Origin of the sequence: Actinoallomurus acaciae, assembly GCF_042429965.1 — a bacterium.
GTDB lineage: Bacteria > Actinomycetota > Actinomycetes > Streptosporangiales > Streptosporangiaceae > Actinoallomurus > Actinoallomurus acaciae.
Genome location: NZ_JBHLZP010000029.1, coordinates 15378 through 31604, shown reverse-complemented (window position 1 = coordinate 31604; position 16227 = coordinate 15378). Strand labels below are relative to the sequence as shown.

The 16227-nt window shown below is 70.6% G+C and carries 14 protein-coding genes and 1 pseudogene; 4 read left to right on the top strand and 11 right to left on the bottom strand.

Going from position 1 to position 16227, the window contains the following annotated elements; translation table 11 throughout:
• Together ACFFNX_RS06465 and ACFFNX_RS06460 are read left to right on the top strand one after the other, a co-directional pair.
• Nucleotides 1-557, top strand: a pseudogene (locus ACFFNX_RS06465) (DEAD/DEAH box helicase family protein); the annotation flags it as partial.
• 79 nt (nucleotides 558-636) lie between these two features.
• Nucleotides 637-1425, top strand: a complete 789-nt coding sequence (locus ACFFNX_RS06460; RefSeq protein ID WP_378196700.1) for a hypothetical protein — start codon at nucleotides 637-639, stop codon at nucleotides 1423-1425.
• Nucleotides 1426-1529: 104 nt separating this feature from the next.
• On the opposite strand, the gene ACFFNX_RS06455 is transcribed toward ACFFNX_RS06460, so the two are convergent.
• From ACFFNX_RS06455 to ACFFNX_RS06405, 11 genes are all read right to left on the bottom strand, one after another.
• Complete coding sequence (locus ACFFNX_RS06455; RefSeq protein ID WP_378196697.1) at nucleotides 1530-2819, bottom strand: hypothetical protein; 1290 nt, start codon at nucleotides 2817-2819, stop codon at nucleotides 1530-1532.
• 26 nt (nucleotides 2820-2845) lie between these two features.
• Nucleotides 2846-4105, bottom strand: a complete 1260-nt coding sequence (locus ACFFNX_RS06450) for an ATP-grasp domain-containing protein (RefSeq protein WP_378196694.1) — start codon at nucleotides 4103-4105, stop codon at nucleotides 2846-2848.
• Nucleotides 4106-4131: 26 nt separating this feature from the next.
• The gene (locus ACFFNX_RS06445; protein ID WP_378196691.1) at nucleotides 4132-5394 is read right to left on the bottom strand and encodes an MFS transporter; all 1263 of its coding nucleotides are present in this window, start codon (nucleotides 5392-5394) and stop codon (nucleotides 4132-4134) included.
• A gap of 40 nt (nucleotides 5395-5434) precedes the next feature.
• The gene (locus ACFFNX_RS06440) at nucleotides 5435-6697 is read right to left on the bottom strand and encodes an ATP-grasp domain-containing protein (RefSeq protein WP_378196688.1); all 1263 of its coding nucleotides are present in this window, start codon (nucleotides 6695-6697) and stop codon (nucleotides 5435-5437) included.
• Between the two features lie 48 nt (nucleotides 6698-6745).
• Nucleotides 6746-7840: a hypothetical protein gene (locus tag ACFFNX_RS06435; RefSeq protein WP_378196685.1), complete on the bottom strand. Its 1095-nt coding sequence runs from the start codon at nucleotides 7838-7840 to the stop codon at nucleotides 6746-6748.
• Nucleotides 7837-9252 (bottom strand): iron-containing redox enzyme family protein, encoded by a 1416-nt coding sequence (locus tag ACFFNX_RS06430; RefSeq protein WP_378196683.1) that lies wholly within the window; start codon nucleotides 9250-9252, stop codon nucleotides 7837-7839. Before ACFFNX_RS06430 ends, ACFFNX_RS06435 begins: the two co-directional genes overlap by 4 nt.
• Nucleotides 9249-10364 (bottom strand): 50S ribosomal protein L11 methyltransferase, encoded by a 1116-nt coding sequence (locus ACFFNX_RS06425; protein ID WP_378196680.1) that lies wholly within the window; start codon nucleotides 10362-10364, stop codon nucleotides 9249-9251. Before ACFFNX_RS06425 ends, ACFFNX_RS06430 begins: the two co-directional genes overlap by 4 nt.
• A gap of 49 nt (nucleotides 10365-10413) precedes the next feature.
• Nucleotides 10414-10806 (bottom strand): Rieske 2Fe-2S domain-containing protein, encoded by a 393-nt coding sequence (locus ACFFNX_RS06420; RefSeq protein WP_378196678.1) that lies wholly within the window; start codon nucleotides 10804-10806, stop codon nucleotides 10414-10416.
• Nucleotides 10807-10884: 78 nt separating this feature from the next.
• The gene (locus ACFFNX_RS06415; RefSeq protein WP_378196675.1) at nucleotides 10885-12276 is read right to left on the bottom strand and encodes an iron-containing redox enzyme family protein; all 1392 of its coding nucleotides are present in this window, start codon (nucleotides 12274-12276) and stop codon (nucleotides 10885-10887) included.
• Between the two features lie 704 nt (nucleotides 12277-12980).
• On the bottom strand, nucleotides 12981-14039 hold the full coding sequence (locus ACFFNX_RS06410) for a DUF4037 domain-containing protein (RefSeq protein WP_378196674.1): 1059 nt from the start codon (nucleotides 14037-14039) through the stop codon (nucleotides 12981-12983).
• 121 nt (nucleotides 14040-14160) lie between these two features.
• A complete protein-coding gene (locus tag ACFFNX_RS06405; protein WP_378196671.1) occupies nucleotides 14161-14547 on the bottom strand; it encodes a hypothetical protein in 387 nt (128 codons plus the stop codon).
• Between the two features lie 515 nt (nucleotides 14548-15062).
• Between ACFFNX_RS06405 and ACFFNX_RS06400 the strand changes: the two genes are divergently transcribed.
• A complete protein-coding gene (locus tag ACFFNX_RS06400) occupies nucleotides 15063-15536 on the top strand; it encodes a DUF3995 domain-containing protein (protein ID WP_378196668.1) in 474 nt (157 codons plus the stop codon).
• Between the two features lie 182 nt (nucleotides 15537-15718).
• A complete protein-coding gene (locus tag ACFFNX_RS06395) occupies nucleotides 15719-16138 on the top strand; it encodes an MmpS family transport accessory protein (protein ID WP_378196665.1) in 420 nt (139 codons plus the stop codon).
• Nucleotides 16139-16227 lie beyond the last annotated feature (89 nt).

The following is a 16227-nucleotide window of genomic DNA, read 5'->3' as shown; positions in this document are numbered from 1 at the left end:
CGGCCCTGGGCGTGCGCCGCGGCCGCGCGCTACGACGGGCGGAACGGCTGCTGGAGGAGGCCATGGGCGAGCCTCCGCTGCTGCGGTTCGCCTGCGCCGTGGCGGACGGGCTGAAGGCGGCCGGGCTGTCGCGCCACGGAGCCGAGGGCGTGGTCGCGCGCGCCGAGCCGGACGGGTCGTACCGGCTGTCCCTCGCCGCCGTGGACGCCGTGACCTCCGAGCGGTTCGCCCTCGCCCTGGACGAGGTGCTCTCCCCCATCGCCGCGCCCCGCTACGTGATCCCCCGGTACGTCCTGCGGCCCGGTGCCACGCGGGAACGGGTGAAGGAGTGGCTGGCGGGCACGGCACGCGCGGACGGCGTCGTCTACCACGCGGTGCCCTCGGTGCTCGGGCAGAACCGCGGTCGCGCGGACGGCTTCGCCGCGGCCTGGAACACCTGGGTGTCCGGCGGAGCACCGGTCTACACGAACACCCCGGAGGGCGAGGGGGTCCTCGCCACCCATCGCGGCGAGGACCCGCTGTCCGCCACGACCGTGCTGCGCGTGGCCTGGGACTGAACGCCACCGAAAAAGACGGACCTGAGAGGCATGGGCGGGCAAGTAGGGGTGTCCGGTTCATTCCGCGAGAGGTGCGCCCATGAAACGAGCGAGTCCCGCTCCGCCCGATGCCCTGTCCTCATCGGAACCCGACGACGCGGAGATCATCGCTTGGTCGGTCGAGGAGCCGGAGAGGTTCGCCGTGCTGTTCCGTCGGCACGGGCAGGAGATCGCCCGCTACACGGCGCGCCGGCTCGGCGCCGAGTCCGCCGAGGACATCGCCGCGAAGAGGTGCGCGAACTACGGGCGCCGCAGCGCACCGGGGTCGATGAGGTCGTGGATGGATGACACCACCCAGGTCGTGCGGTTTCGCGACGAGGTGCCGGCAGAGATCGACCTGGCGGTGGCCGAACGACGGGTCATGGCCCACATCGCGACAGGCTCCGCGACGAACCGGCGCGCCCTCCCGCGCCGCCGCTACGGCCGCAGGCTCGCCTTCGGCGGCGGCATGGCCGTCGCGGCGCTCGCCGCGGACGTCCTCATCGTGCAGAACCTGCCGGTTCGGGACGGCACGGTCGCCAAAGGCCATCGGACATCGCCCCCGCACACCGGCTCGCCCGTGCTCAGATCGCCCATGAGCACCGCGGACGTCGCCCTGAACGCCAGGCTGATCGCCGAGACCAAGCTCGGGTTGAGCGGGATCATGCCGTCCGGAGCGGCCCCGGGCACCTGGCCGCGAAGAGACGCCGCGTATCTCGACTCACTGCCCACCGGCGCGGCACGGCTGCTCGCACTGATCAACAAGAACAACGCCGCCCTGTACGGGGTCCTGGCGAAGCTGCCCGAGGTGCGCATAGGACCTATGCCTACCCAGCGGCGCCTGTCGTGAAGTCCCCGTCCGTACGACGGGCCGGGATCGCCGGTGGCACGTGAGAAGGACCGGGGCGGGCGGCCGGTCGGCCCGGTATGCCCGCCCCACGTGTCGGCTCTGCGTCAGTAGTGGAACGCCGAGGCCACCTTCGCCCCCTTGCTCTGCAGGTTGACGACGGACCCCGTGCCGGGCGGCAGGGCGCGGCAGAGCACGCCGCCGTACCCGGCCGGGAAGGCGAAGATCCCCCAGACGGCCCGCCAGTCCTCGACCTCGCCGGTCTCGGGGTTCATGACCGGTTCCGGGGCGGGGTCGACGCGGCGCTGCACGATGTGGTCCCCGCCCTGGCAGTCGGCGACCGTCTCGGCCCACTCCCGGTCGGTCTGCTCCCAGCCGACGCGGATGCCCTGGCCCGCCAGGCCCGCGAACGGTTTGAGGATCATCTGCTCGCGCTCGGCGCGTACGAGGTCGGCCAGCTCCGGGGTGAGGGTCCGTGTCCAGGGCAGGATGCGATCGATCAGCGCGTTCTCCTCCGCCGACAGGTCCGCACGGAAGTCGGGGTCCGAGACGAGCGGCAGGCAGGTCTTGAACGACAGCAGTGCGCTGTTCAGGGGGGTCCACAGGACGACGTGGCCCTCTTCGTGCGCGCGGGTGACCGCCTCGACGTACTCGTCGTTGCGCGGGTCCCGTGCCACCTGGTTGACGGAGAAGTAGCGCAGGAGGAGGTCGATCGGCCGGTCCCGCAGGTACACCCGGCCGCCCTCGACCCGTACGTCGTCGAGCTCTCCGTACACCGTCTCGACGCCGTACCCGCGAATGGTCTCCTGGAAGGAACGGTGCAGGGACGCGTAGTACGGCGACATGCCGCCGACGGCCTCCACCGTCGCGACGACGGGCGCCTCCTTCCCCGTCGCCTCGGCGAACTGCCGGGCCATGGCCGCCGGGGTGTCGACGTGCGTCAGGCCGTGCTCCGCCGCGAACTTCGCGAACGGCTCCACGGCGAGCAGGGAATGGTTGATCTCGCTGACGTCGACCCCGCCGAGCTCGCTGCCGACGTTGAACTCCAGCAGGCGGAAGTTCTGGCCGTCGTCGTAGAGGTCGGCCCGGCCGTACAGGGGCTGCTCGCCGGTGAACCGGGCCATCAGCTCCGTGCGCCGCTCGTCGGCGCCGATCGCGGCGCAGTACGCGCGGACGTCGCCGCCGAAGAGCCGGTCCGGCAGCGACACCATCAGCTCGAACAGGCCGGCGACGTCGGCGGCGGCGCGGCGGATCCGGTCCTCCGCGCAGAACAGCGGGCGCGGCAGGAAGTACTCGCCCCATGCCGCGTACAGCGCCTCGGGGAACTCCGCGTTCGCCACGACGTCGCGCAGGGCGGCGTCCGCCGCGCAGGCGTCCAGGTACTTCTCGGTGACCATCCGTTGGCTCCTCGTCGTGGGGGTGGTCAGGCGTCCGGCGTGACGATCAGGTCTTTCTCGATCTTCCGGATGGCCTCGCGGTCGGCGTGGATCTGCTCGCTGCTCTCGTGCGCGAGGATGATGTAGCCCATGGTCATGCTGGCGAGCAGGTCGGTGCTGGCGTCCACGTGGTCGCCGGTCCGCACGACGTGCACCGGGGAGTGGTAGCTGGGCAGCTCGCGGGCCTGGTCGTAGATCTCGGCGTTGCGCACGATCCCCGTCGAGTGCGACATCAGGAACACCGCCATGACGTTGCGCCGGAGGGTGTAGCCGGGCGGCAGTTCTCCGCCGATCCCCCGGCAGACGTCCACGATCCGCGTGACCTGGCTTCCGCCGGTGGCTATCTCGGTGACGGCGGGGTTGCCGGCGCCCGCGAGGCGCGCGTTGATCTCCACTAGGCGCGGTCCGTCCGGCGTCATCATGATCTCGGTGTGCGCGGCCCAGTTCCGCAGCCCGACCGCGTCCAGCACGCCGAGGCCGTAGTCGATCAGGTCGCCGTAGGCGTCGCGGTCGTAGGGCAGCCACTCGACGCTGTCGTAGACCGCGATGCCCTCGCCGAACGGAACCCGCTTGTACCTGATGATGTCGGTGACCGAGTGCCGCCCGTCGTGGCTGACGGTGTCGACGGCGTACTCGATGCCGGTCAGCTGCTCCTGGACGAGCACCTCATCGGCCACCTCGTCGAGCTTGTTGCGGGTGCCGAGCAGCGCGTCGAACCGCTCACGCCACCCGTGCCCGCCCGGCGCGCGGCTCACCCCGATGGTGCCCGCGCTGCTCGTCGGCTTGATCACCAGGTCCTGGCCGGTCAGTCCCTCCCGCTCGATCCAGGCGGCCACCTCGCCGGCGTCGCTGGTGCAGACCTGCCGGGGGATCGGCAGGCCCGCGGCGGCGACGGTCTGGTGCATGACGTACTTGTGCCGGCGGGCGTCCACGAGCTCGGGGACGTTGGAGTACGCGGGCGTCAGCGCGTCCGAGAGGTCCTGCGCCAGGTGCAGCGCCGACTCGAGGCCGGGGATGATGGCCATGGGGCCGAGCGCCCGGAGCCGTTCGGTCGTCCCGGCCAGGTCACCGTGGTGGTTGATGATCGCGTCGAAGTTGCCGGGCTCGTGCGAGGAGAACAGCGACCCCCACGCCGGGACCGCGTAGTCGATCACGGCCACCGGGCTGATGCCCGCCTTCCGCAGCGCCGGCGCGATCATCGCCGCCGAGGTGAAGGGTTGCACGATCGCGACGACTGGTCTGTCCATGACGTTCACCTTTTCCTTGGGGGTCCTTACTGGGCGTCGGCCGAGGAGGCCAGGGCGGGCTCGGCGGGCTCCGGTTCGGAGCGTCCGCGGCGCAGCCCCGCGCCCACCGCGACGAGCACCGCGGCGGCCAGCGCGAAGCCTCCGGTGAGCACCCACACGCCGGAGCCCCAGGCATGCCACCCGGCCGTACCGATGAGGGGCCCGACGGCGTAGCCGACCTGCTGCGGCGTCGTCGCCGCGCCGATGTAGCGGGCGCGCAGGGCGGGCGGGGCGACGAGACCGGGATAGGCCATCATCGACGGCGCGGCGACGACCTCCCCGAACGTCCACACCACCGTGGCGAGCACGAGCATCGCCACCGGGCTGGGCCCGGCGTAGAGCAGGTGGCCGATCCCCAGCAGCGCCATCCCGGCCGCCATGGGGACGCCGATCGGCAGCCGCTGCGTCCACTTGGACAGCAGCACCTCGAACGCGATCACCAGGAAGCCGTTGACGGTCAGCAGCGTCGCGTACACCTGCGCGCTGTGGCCCGACCCCTTGACGAACAGCGGCAGCGCGGCCGAACTCTGGATGTAGGCGAGCGCGGTCAGGAACAGGCCGAGGACCACGAGCATGAAGCGCCGGTCGGCGAGCACCCGCCCGTAGCCGGGGCGTTCCACCTCGCCCACGGCCTTCCCGCCCGAAGCGGTGGCCGGCCCGCGGCCCGGCCCGAGCGTCGCGAAGGCGACGACGCCGAAGGCCAGCGAGGTCGCGGCGTCGACATAGAACAACGTGTCGTAGGACGCGTAGGCCAGCAGGATCGCGGCGCCCAGGGGGCCGACCGTCGACCCCACGTTGAACGTGAGCCGCAGCAGCGAGAAGACCATGACGTGCCGGTCCTTCGGCGTCAGCTCCACGATCCACGCCATGGCCGCCGGCCGGTACGCGTTCGCGGTCAGGCCCGCGCCGCAGGCCACCAGCGCGCCCACCCACACGTTGGGGACGTGCACGATGGCCGCGGTCAGCACGGCGGTCCCGGCCATCGAGCCGGCGACGACCCAGCGGTAGCCGACCCGGTCGGCGACCGAGCCGCCCACCGCGGATCCGGAGATCCGCCCGACCATCAGCGCCATGAGGACGACGCCGCTCTCCCCCGCGCTGAAACCCCGCCCGGTGAGGAACAGCACCAGGAACGCGTTCAGGAACGCGGCGAGGTTGCTGATCAGGTTGCCCAGGACCAGGACCCGGACCGGCCCGCTCATCGTCCGCAGCGTGGACAGGACGGTCGGATGCGGCTCGCCCGCACTCATGAGTCGACCACCGGGGTCCGGTGCCTGCCGATCCGCCCGCTCATGAGATCGGCTCCAGCGGGGTCCCGGTGAAGGTGAAGAACCGCTCGGTGTCGGCGACGGCCGCGCGGCTCTCCGCGAGCGTCTCGGCGACCGCGATCACGTAGCCGCTGCGGGCCAGGCCACGCGGCGGCAGCCGCACCTGCGCGCCGGGCTGCGTCCCGACCTCCATCTCGACGATGGGCGGACGCAGGAACTCCCGGTGCGCCGTCGCCGAGGTGACCTCCATGTCGTAGGGCGGATAGGCGAACCGGACCGACGCGGCGCGAAGCGGCCCGGGGCGCGTCACGTCCGGCGCCCGGCCCGCGACGGCGCCGGCCGCCGCGAGCGGCGCGTCCCGGCCGGACGTCAGCCGGCCGAGGTGCGGGATCATCCCGCCGCCGAGCCGGGCGTTGATCTCGATGACGTGCATCGCGTCGCCGGTGAGCTTGAACTCGATGTGGGTGTAGCCGTCGGTGAACCCGACCGCCTCGTGCGCGCGGCGCGCCATCTCGTGCATGACCGGGTCGGTGAGCAGCGGATCGTTCGCGTCCACGTCGTGGCCGACCTCCTCGAACGCGAACGTGCCCGCCCCGAGGAACTTGCGCGCCACGATCAGCGGCGTGCAGACGCCCTGGTGCAGCACGCACTCGACGGAGATCTCGGGACCGTCGAGGAACTCCTCGACGATCACGTAGTCCTCGAACTGGCGGATGCGGCCCATCCGGACCCCGTCGGTGAGGGCGAACGCCGCGTCGAGTTCCTCCGGGCGTTCGACCTTGCGCACGCCCATGCTGCCGCCGAGGTTGCGGGGCTTGAGGATGACCGGGTAGCCGATCCCGGCGGCGAGCGCGCGGGCCTGGTCCAGGGACGAGACGGCCTTCGACGCGGGCTGCGGGAGCCCGGCCTTCCGTAGCGCCTCGCGGGTCGCGCTCTTGTCCCGGCAGCGCGCGACCGCGTCCGGGGTGAAGGTGGTGAACCCCAGTGCGCCGCTGAGGTGCGCCGCGGTCTCCACGTAGACCTCGTCGTAGCAGTAGACCCCGGCGATCTCGTGGTGGTCGGCCACCTCGCGGGCCGCCGCCGTCAGCTTGTCCAGGTCGAGGCAGTCGACCACGGTGTGGCCCACGATGTAGGGGTCCTCCCAGGTGGGCGGGGTCGGGTTCAGCAGCCACAGCCGGTACCGCGCCGACACCGACTCGAGGATGTAGGCGCGGTAGACCCAGTAGCTGCTCGCGACGAGAAGGAGGAGCGGGCGGTCGTCGCCCGCCGGCGGGCGGTGTGGCATGCGGACCTCGATCGGGATGGGAGGGGACGGGGACGGCGGAGCCCCGGGCTAGTCGGTGAAGTAGTCCTCCGGCCCGCCCCGGCGGCGGACGTCGAGGGTGGCGCAGTGGAAGCCGCCGCCGAACGTGTTGACCGTGCGGAACGGCACCGGAATGGGGGTGAACCCCTCCTTCTCCAGCAGCCGCATCAGTTCGGTCTCCTGGGCCTCCACGAAGATCCGCTCCTGGTCCAGCATCAGCGTGTTCATCGCGATCCAGCGGCTGCAGAAGTACATCGTCTGGTCCGCCGGGATGGCCGGTTCCGGGCAGACGATCATGTCCCAGCCGCGGAACGGCTCCGGCGGCTCCGGCACCCGCTCGGGGTTGATGAGCACCTTGCCCGGCCGCAGCGGGACGAACGTGGCGTTCATGTGCATCGGGTGGTCGTCGACGAAGGCCACCTCGCGCACCCGGAACCGGTCGCCGAGCAGCCGGCGCACCCACGCGATGCCGAACCGGTTCGTCACGTGGCTGCGCTGCACGAGGATGTCGCGGCCGAACCGCATGAAGTCCCCGGCGTCCAGGATCGGCTCGAACTCGGTGATGACCGAGGACTCCGGCGGGAACGGGTCTCGCGAGGGTCCCTTCGCCGCGGCGTACCCCGGGTTGTAGGAGGCGTCGGTCAGCTCCGGCCTTGGCGCGGCAACCCAGCCCGCGCCACGCCGGAAATAGTCCTTGAAGATCGTGCGGAACGGGTGGGTGGCGAAGTAGTACGACCGCCAGCCCATCGTGGCCTCGACGATCTGATCGCCCGCGACCAGCGCGATGTCGCGCGGGAACGTGTGCGAGGAGCCGCCGGTGGACTGCCAGGCCTGGGTGCCGAAGGGGCGTGACTGGTCCACCGGGTCCGGGCGGCGTACGGTCACGCCCGCGTCCTCGAGGATCCGGACGAACCCGTCGAGCTCCTCGCGTGCCGCCTCGACCTGCTCGGCCGGGAACGCCCCGCCGCCGTTACGGCGGTAGAACTCCCAGGCCTCCGGGGGCACGGTCGCCTCGATCGCGGGGTGCCACGGCGGCACGGCCGCGCCGTCGATGACCCCCACGATCACCTCCTCCAGCGGATCCCACTCGTTGTAGGAACCCACCGGGTTCGTGGCGTCGGTCATGCCGGGTTCCCTTCGAGAGTCCGTACGGCCACGTCGGCCGATGCCGAGACCGCGGTGAGGCCGTGCAGCCGCGCGCGCGGTACGAGCAGCACGTCGCCCTTGCCGAGCCGGTACGGCCGGCCGGTCGCCCACGCGTGCACGTCGACCTCGCCGTCGGTGACCTCGATGACCCGGTCGGCGTCGTACACGCGGGTGGAGAACGGGTCGCCGGGCCGCAGCCTGCCGACCTCGGCGTCGTCGCGCGTCGCGGTGGCGAGGGAGGCGCCCAGGCGGGTGTGCTCCTCCAGCGTGTCGGCCCAGCGGATCTGCGCGCGGAAGTCCTCATCGCCCAGGCGCAGCAGCAGCTTGGTGTCCTCGATGCCGCGGACCAGCTCGGGGATGACCAGGTCGCCGTGCGCGCGGGCGAAACCGAGCAGCAGGTTCTCGTACGTCATCCGGCCGTGGTGGATGTCGATGTGGGCGTGCTCGTCGCAGTACTTGGTGTCGACGCGGTCGCCGAACACCGCGCGCAGCATGGCGCCGGTGTCGGCGAAGCCCTGGGCGAACAGCCATTCCAGGTAGGTCACCGCGGCCATGTACCGGAACACGCCGCGGTGGTCCTCGGTGAGGTAGTTGAAGTAGTTCACGCCGACGAGCGAGCTGGTCAGGTAGAAGTTCCAGTACGCGTGCAGGTCCGTGCGCAGCCCGACGCTGGCGAGCATCCCCTTGAAGATCGTGCTGTGCTTGGCGGGGTAGAGCCCGTACCCGAACTCATCGTTGAAGATCTTGAACAGCTCGGACTGCTCCACGCCGTACGAGCCGCCGAGGTTGCGCGCCATCGCGGACGCCTCGGTCAGCGCGTCGAGGGCGAGCTGGATCAGGTGCATCCCGGCCGCCTCCTCCGCGTGGCGGCACTCGGTGATCGCGCGCATGGTGCCGCTCACCGGCGCGGCCGTGTCGACCGCCGGGTTGTTCCCGGTGTGGTCGGCCGGCGCGCCCGCGCCGCCGACCTCGCCCAGGAAGTACGCCTGGAGCTCCTCCAGGGTGCGTACGGGCGGCACGGTCACCGCGTCGTCGAGGAAGGAGAACGCATGGCGCTCCAGGCCGGGCCGGATCGTGTCGCGCAGCCGGCGTACCTCGTCGGAGTAGAACAGGTCGAAGTCGTCCTTGGCCGTGGCGAGCCCGCCCGGAGGCAGCAGGATCATGTCGCTCTCGTACGCGTTGCACAGGATGCGGCCGGCGATGAGCTGGCGGTACCCGAGGAACTCCGCCTCCGTGGCGGGGGCCGAGAAGTCCAGGTCGCCCACGCCGGTCGTGCTGATCGGCCGGTGGTAGGGGTTGCCGGTGATGTAGACCTCCGGCCCCGGCCGGAAGACGCGCTGCGCGCAGTAGGCCTCGATGGGGCCGGTGTCCACCCCGGTGACGATCGTCATTCCGCGGCTCCGTCCGTGAGGGTGCGCACGCCGCTGGCGACGGCGGTGAAGTGGATGTTCACACCGTCGTGCCGGGCGTCGAGCAGGAGTGGTTCGTCCGGCTGGACGTGGATGGGGACGGGCAGGCACTGGATGGCCTGCTTCCAGTGGGTGTTCGGGGTGCTCGGGGAGTTGGCGAGGCTGAGGCCCGGCACCAGGTCGAGCTCGAACCAGAACACGACCGCGTGGCAGGTGCCGGCCACCGACGGCGGCACGACGAACTCCGCGCGCCGCGGCTCGGCGGTGTCGCGGTAGAAGTCGAAGCGGAACACCTCGATCGGCTCCGACAGCATGCGGTGCTCGTGGTGGCGGAGCCGCGAGTCGAAGTACTCGATCGAGGACAGCTGGTTGAACTCGGTGAGGTCGAAACCGTACAGCTGCCCCACGTGGTTCTTGCGGTACAGCGACGGGCTCTCCACGAGCTGGGCGAACACGCGTCCACCGCACGGCAGGATGATCGCGTCGTCGGTGAGCAGGTGTTCGCGCGCGTGCGTGATCGTGGGCAGGATGCCCTCGCCGAGCAGCGCGCAGTCGACCGTCTCGGTGACCAGCACGTCGGCGCGGCGGGGCAGGTCGCCGGGTACGCGCATCCGGGTGGACATCTTCGGCACGACCGTGATCACGTCGTCGTGCCCGGCCTTGCTGATGACCCGGCGCGCGACCTCGGCGACCGGATGCTGGGCCTCACAGGCGACGACCTGGCGGGCGCCGGCGCGCGCGGCCATCATCGACAGCAGCCCGGAGCCGGCGCCGACGTCGAGGACCAGGTGCTGGGGCGAGACGATGTGCCGGATCGCCTTGTCGTACAGCTCCGAGCGCAGCTCGTCGTGGAGCATCTCCCAGTGCCAGCGCGGCACGCTCCGGCGGATCGCCCGGTTGCGGCCGATGAGCGCCCGCCAGTTGCCGTCCTCCACGCCGAGGACGAACTCGAACGCCTTGGCCGCCTCGTCGTACCGGCCCTCCTCGTACAGGGCGTGACCCCAGTCGATCAGCCCCTCGACGTTCGGTCTCGCGGCCTCCCGCCGAGCCTCGGCGGCGTCGACCAGGCTCCCGGCCTGGACGTCGTCTTCCATCTTCGATCACCCGTCTTCTCTGCCGTTCACCCGGCGGATCGTCGATCGGCTACTCGTGTACGCCCGTCGCCCCCACCGGGCAGGGCCGCGTCCTCTCCTGCCCGGCCTCCGGCGGCAGGTTGGCCAGAATGCGCTTGTGGATGACGGTGATCGGCGTGTCCTCCTCCACGTCCGGGAGGAGCACGACCGCCTCGTCGCCGCTGCGGACCATCGGCACGGAGGTACGTTTCACGGCCGCGGTGCCGACCTTGGTGCCGTGCCAGGGACAGACGAGCCGGCGGCCGTCCGGGGTCTGGCGGCTCAGGCTCAGCGGCCCGCCGCGGTGCGGGCACCGGTCGCGGACGAGCAGCGGCCGCCCGTCCGGCGCGAACACGAAGTAACGGTGGTGACCCACCAGCACGGTGTTGTGCCTGCGCAGGTCCATCACCACGACGCGACTCATCGGCTCCTTCTTTCGGGCGTGGGGGCATGCTCGGATCGGGACATGCCGGTCGGCATGACCCGTGAAGGGAACCCGGGCCTATGTCGTGGGCTCGTCGGCGACCGGGTGCAGCAGGTACCGGCACTCCGGTGAGACGGCCTTGACCCCGTACACCCGGCCCGCGGGGATCAGCACGGCGTCGCCGCGTACGAGCCGCTCCGGCTCGCCGGTCGCGCTGGTGACCAGGTCGGCCTCGCCCGCGTCCACGACGAGGACCACCGAGCCGTCGTGGCTGCGGGTGCCGAAGGGGCCGTCCGCGCTCGCGCGTACGGCCCGGGGCTCGCCGGTACGGGCGGCGGCGCCGAGCTCGCGGTGGCGCGAGATGGCGTCGGCCCACCGGATCTGGGCCGCGGTGTCCTCCTCGAACCAGCCGCCGATGAGGCGCGCCTCGGCGATGCCGCGCATGAGCTCGGGCACCACGCCCGGCCCGTGCTTGTCGGCCAGGGCCAGCAGGACCTGCTCGCGGGTGATGCGCCCGTGGTGCTCGTCGATGTGGGCGTGCTCGTCGCAGTAGTGCAGGTCGACGTCGTCGCCGAAGATCTCGCGGTAGACCTTGATCATCTTCACGAACGCCGGTGCGAAGACGGCCTCCGCGTACGTGACCGCGCCCGCGTAGCGGAAGAACTTCGCGTGGTCGCGGGAGACGTAGTAGTAGAAGTTGTTGGTGGCGAGCGGCCCGGCCAGGTAGAAGTTCCAGTACGCGTGCACATGCGTCGCCATGGCGCGGCTGCGCAGCATCTTGGCGAAGATCGTCGTGTGCTTGGTGTCGTAGACGCCGTAGCCGAACTCGTCGATGAAGATCTTGAACAGCGCCGACTGTTCGGGGCCGTACGCTCCGGCGAGGTTGCGCGACATCGCCGACGCCTCGGTGAGCCCGTCGAGCGCGAGCTGTACCAGGTAGGTGTCGGCGGCCACCTCGGGCCGCCGGGCGGCGGCGATGGCGTTCAGCGCCGGCGACTCCCCCTGTTCGGACTCGTCGGTCACGTGCTGGAAGTACGCGTCGAGGACGTCGACCGTGCAGTCTCCGCTGACGTCCACCTCGTCGGCAAGGCAGTCGAAGACGAACCGCTCCAGGTCGGAGACGGTGGCCTCGCGCAGGTGGCGGAGCCCGGCGCCGTAGAACTCGTCGAAGTCGCCGCGGAGTTCACTCAGCCCCTGTTCGGGCAGCAGCACCGTCTCGGACTCATAGAACGTGCCGAGCAGCCGATGCGCGGCCAGTGAGCGGTACGTGCCCCGGTCACGGGCGGTCAGCGGGTGAGCGAAGTCGATCTCGGGGAACGTCTCCGGCGCGAGCATCCGCCGGTACGGGTTGGGCCCGTGCAACACCTGACGGTCGCCGCCGAACAGCGAATTTCGCGCGAAGGAGAGGGCACGCTCGGAAAGGGGCGTGGTAACGGCGCCCACCGGCACCGAGACAGGCTGAAGTGTCATTTATCGACCGTCCAACAAGTCTAAATCGGTCAGGCTTAGACGATGATCGCGTCGTCGAGGATCGCCCACTTAACGCGAGACAAGGACTTTCAGCTCGGGCACGGCACAACAATGTTGCGCTGCGCAATGGATGTATTACCCAAAGAGGGACCCACTCCTTGGGCTTATCTGGCGGGCAGATTAACACCTGAAATGAGCCTGCCGGTATAACGTTCCGGAAACACAAGAACAGGACAGTGAGCCATCTTTCAGACATTCTTCACATATCAGGCAAAGGCTCTGGTTCCGGCGCTCCGCCGGGAAGGCGACGCCCTGCCGGGCGTGCGGGCGCGGATCGGACGCGAGGGCTGACGATGACGATGACCGCCTGGTCAAGGCTCCAGTCGAGGAACGCCGAGCGTCCCACCTGCGCGAATTCTGGGCGTCACCGGCCGGCACAGCGGACCCGAAGAGGTTCCGCGGCCACCGTACACCTGCGGTCAGGCCCACTGACCACCATGGTCAGGTAAAGAAATCGGGAAGGCGCCGGACCATTGCTCGATCACCGGGCCGGAGAGGATTACCCGGAAACGGTGGCCGTATCCGGCCGACCCCACCCCCTTACCCGCGCGGCATGAGCCGAGAAAACCCCTGACGAACATCCCAACAAGTGGTGACGAAAGATTCACGGACGGCTTCCACATATCCATTCCGTACAACTGTCGTCACGGAATGAAAAGCGCGGGCGGCCGGCTCCAGCGTTCGTAGACGTCCCGCAGCGACGCCCGCCGTCCCGCGTGTGACAGGACGTCCACGCAGGAGGCCCACTGCTCGACGGATCCGGCCGGCGGAAGGCCGCGGATCTCCGGGTCGGTGACCTCCGCCATTAGCCCCCGTACGACCGCCTCGTCGATCGTCCGGTACGGCCGCTCCCAGAACGGCGTGACGGCACGCGCGGGCGCCGGCAGGCTTCGCTGCCGCTGGAGGTCCAGCAGAGCCTCGGCGGCGTCGGCCAGCGCCTGCTCCCGTTCCTCCCAGCCGGACGCCGACACCGCCCGTTCCAGATCCAGCCGGCCGGCGATCGGGAGCGTCGCGAAGGCCGTGCCACGCCACTTGGCGTACGGCGACCAGCGGCGGGACAGCGCGAAGGCCAGCGAGATCACGTCGGCGGCCAGCTCGGCGCACAGGAGGCGAGAGCCCAGCTCGTCGCCGCGCTCGGCGGTCCGCCCCACGAACGGCAGCTGCTGGGCCAGGCGCCTCCACCCGGCGGCCAGGACGTACCGCTCGACGTCCGGCGGATACCAGCGCAGCGTCTGCCGGCACCGGGCGAGCGTGGTGGTCCGGTCGGTGAACACGGGACCGGCGGTCACTTCGAGCACGCTCTGCCCCGTCAGGCAGAGCCAGTCGCGCGCCGAGAGGCCGCCGAGCGGATCGACGCCCAGCCGTCCGGCGGCGAAGTCCCCGACCGTGGCGGTCTCCACGTTGTGCGTGGGCGCGGCGTCCCACGTGACCGGAAATCTCACCGGACGGCCGTGAAAGGTCCGCGGCAGCTCCTCCTCGAGCACCTCGACGATCCGCGCGACCGGCGCGCCGTCGTCCACGAGCAGCGTCAGGCGACAGCCCCAGTCATGGTCACGGCTCATCGCGTCGTCGAGACCGAGCACGTCCGAGCCCGAGCCCAGGCGCGCCGTGGCGTACGGCAGCCCGGGAAGGACACGGTCGAGAAGCGGCTCGACGACCTCGGCGGCGAAGGAGCGGGCCAGTTCGGCTCCGGAGACGTCCACCGCGCCACCGCAACAGACGCGGCCCGCCGTACGCAAGCCATTAACCGTCTTCGGCGGTGGCCCGCTTAGCCTCGGCCGCCTCCCGCGGCACTCGTCATGGAGACGTCGCCGGCGCGGTGAATCACGGTGCGGGGGCCTGGGAGGCCGAAGGCACGGTGACGTCGGTGATCGCCGAGGGCGCCGGGGTCACGTTGACGGTCGGGGTCAGGGTGTTGGTGCTGGTGAAGGGTAGCCGGATGCGGTTCACCGTGTCGTCCGAGCTCCAGTTCCGGTTCCAGTTGCGGTGATAGTGACGCGCGGCGTAATTACGCGAGCGCGAACTGTTGTTCCGGTACGTGTGATCGTCCTTACCGGGAGCCTGCGCGGACGCCGGAAGGCTCGCGACCACCCCGCCACCGGCGGCGACGAGAAACCCAACGACCACGATGGTCTTCTTGAACATGATGTCCTCTTTTTTCTTAATGGCAGGTATATCCGCATTCAGATAAAAGCTGAACTGCGGCGCCATGGGTATTCCCCGTTACCATCGGTGGCAATATATATGTCGGGTAACACGCCAATAAAGGACGTATCTCCCGCACCACGTCACGCCGCCATGCACAGCCGGGAGGCGAGCCCCGTGACGATCAGGTGGCCTTCTCGACCTCGTACGCGCAGGGCTCCCGTTCCGCCGGGCGGGACGAGCCCGCCGAGCGTTCCCGTTACACGACCACTCCACCGAGGTCTCCGCGTTCGCCTCGGCGAACGACGCCGGGACCTCGGGGCCTTAGCCCGTGACGAAGTCGGGTTCGAAGCCAGACCCGGGTCCGCCATGAGACGCGGCACCGGCCTCATCACCGCCCGGCCGGCAGATGCGCGCCTTCGCGTTCATCTCGAGCGCCCGCAGAAACCGCGCGAGGCGGCGCCGCCGGCAGCTTCAGCTTGCCCGCCCTGTCCCCGCATCGCCCCCGCTGGTACGGGCCGTCCCCGGACACCGATCTGCCGGAGCGGAACGCCGCCCAGCTGACCGTTCGTTGGCCGGAGATGAGTGTCGATCCAGAACCCGGCGATGATCCGAGGACGTGGGGATATGCCGCCTGTACCTGGTGTGCGCTCTTCGCCGCGGTGCACGTCTATTGGGCGGTCGGCGGAGACGCCGGACTGGCGTCGTCGGCCGGAGCCGACCTGGCCACCCGCAGACCAACCGCGTTCGTCCTGCTCGGACTGTGGGGCGTGGCCCTGACACTCCTGGCCGGAGCGGCATTCGCCGTAGCGCTGGCCCGCTGGCGGCCAGCCGGCGGCCTGCGCCGCGGGATGACGATCCTCGGCTGGCTGACCGGCACCGCCCTGCTCGCCCGCGCACTGCTGCTCGAACTCGTCCTCCTCACCGGAACAGGCGATGTCGCGTCCTCGGTCGGCCCGCTGGAAACGCACTGGAGCCTCATCCTGTGGAACCCCTGGTTCGCCCTGGGAGGACTCATGCTGATCCTGGCAACCCGCCAATTCCAACGAACCTGACCGCCGCAGAACCCTTCCCCAAGGGCGCGTGGGGCGGAGCCCCCTCGGCAGGCCGGCGCGCCCACACCGGGCCACGCCGTGAACGTTACGACCTCGCTGCCACCGCATCCGACCACACCGCCCAGCCGCCCCCGACGTCGGCCGACGCGTCCAACACGCACGTTCAACGGGAGGGGACCCCCATGCGCGCCATCATCATCGCCGCTGCTGCTGCTGCGGCCATCGCCCTGACCGGCTGCGTGCCGGTCGAAAACTCCGCCGACCCGAACATCGCCACCCCGGCCGCCAGCGGCGCGGGCACTGCGAAGGCGAAGCCGAAGACCACCCGCGCGATCACCTACCGGATCGGCGGCTCGGCCACCAGGGCCCTCATCACCTACACGACGCCGTCCGGCGAGGAGCAGCAGAACGGCGCACACGTGCCGTGGCACAAGGCGTTCAAGGTCAAGAAGGACGCTTTCGACGTACTCACGGTCTCTGCGCAGAACTCCGGTGGCGGCACGATCACCTGTGAGATCGACGTGGACGGCATCAGGGTCAAGGCCGCAAAGTCCTCTGGCGCGTACGCGATCGCGTCCTGCGACCACACGCTCGGGTTCTGATCACGGACCAGCGGCAATCACCGTACGGACCACCGCACTACGAGCCGTCACCCATCCCGCCGCACCACGCTCCGCCACGGCGCAGGCGC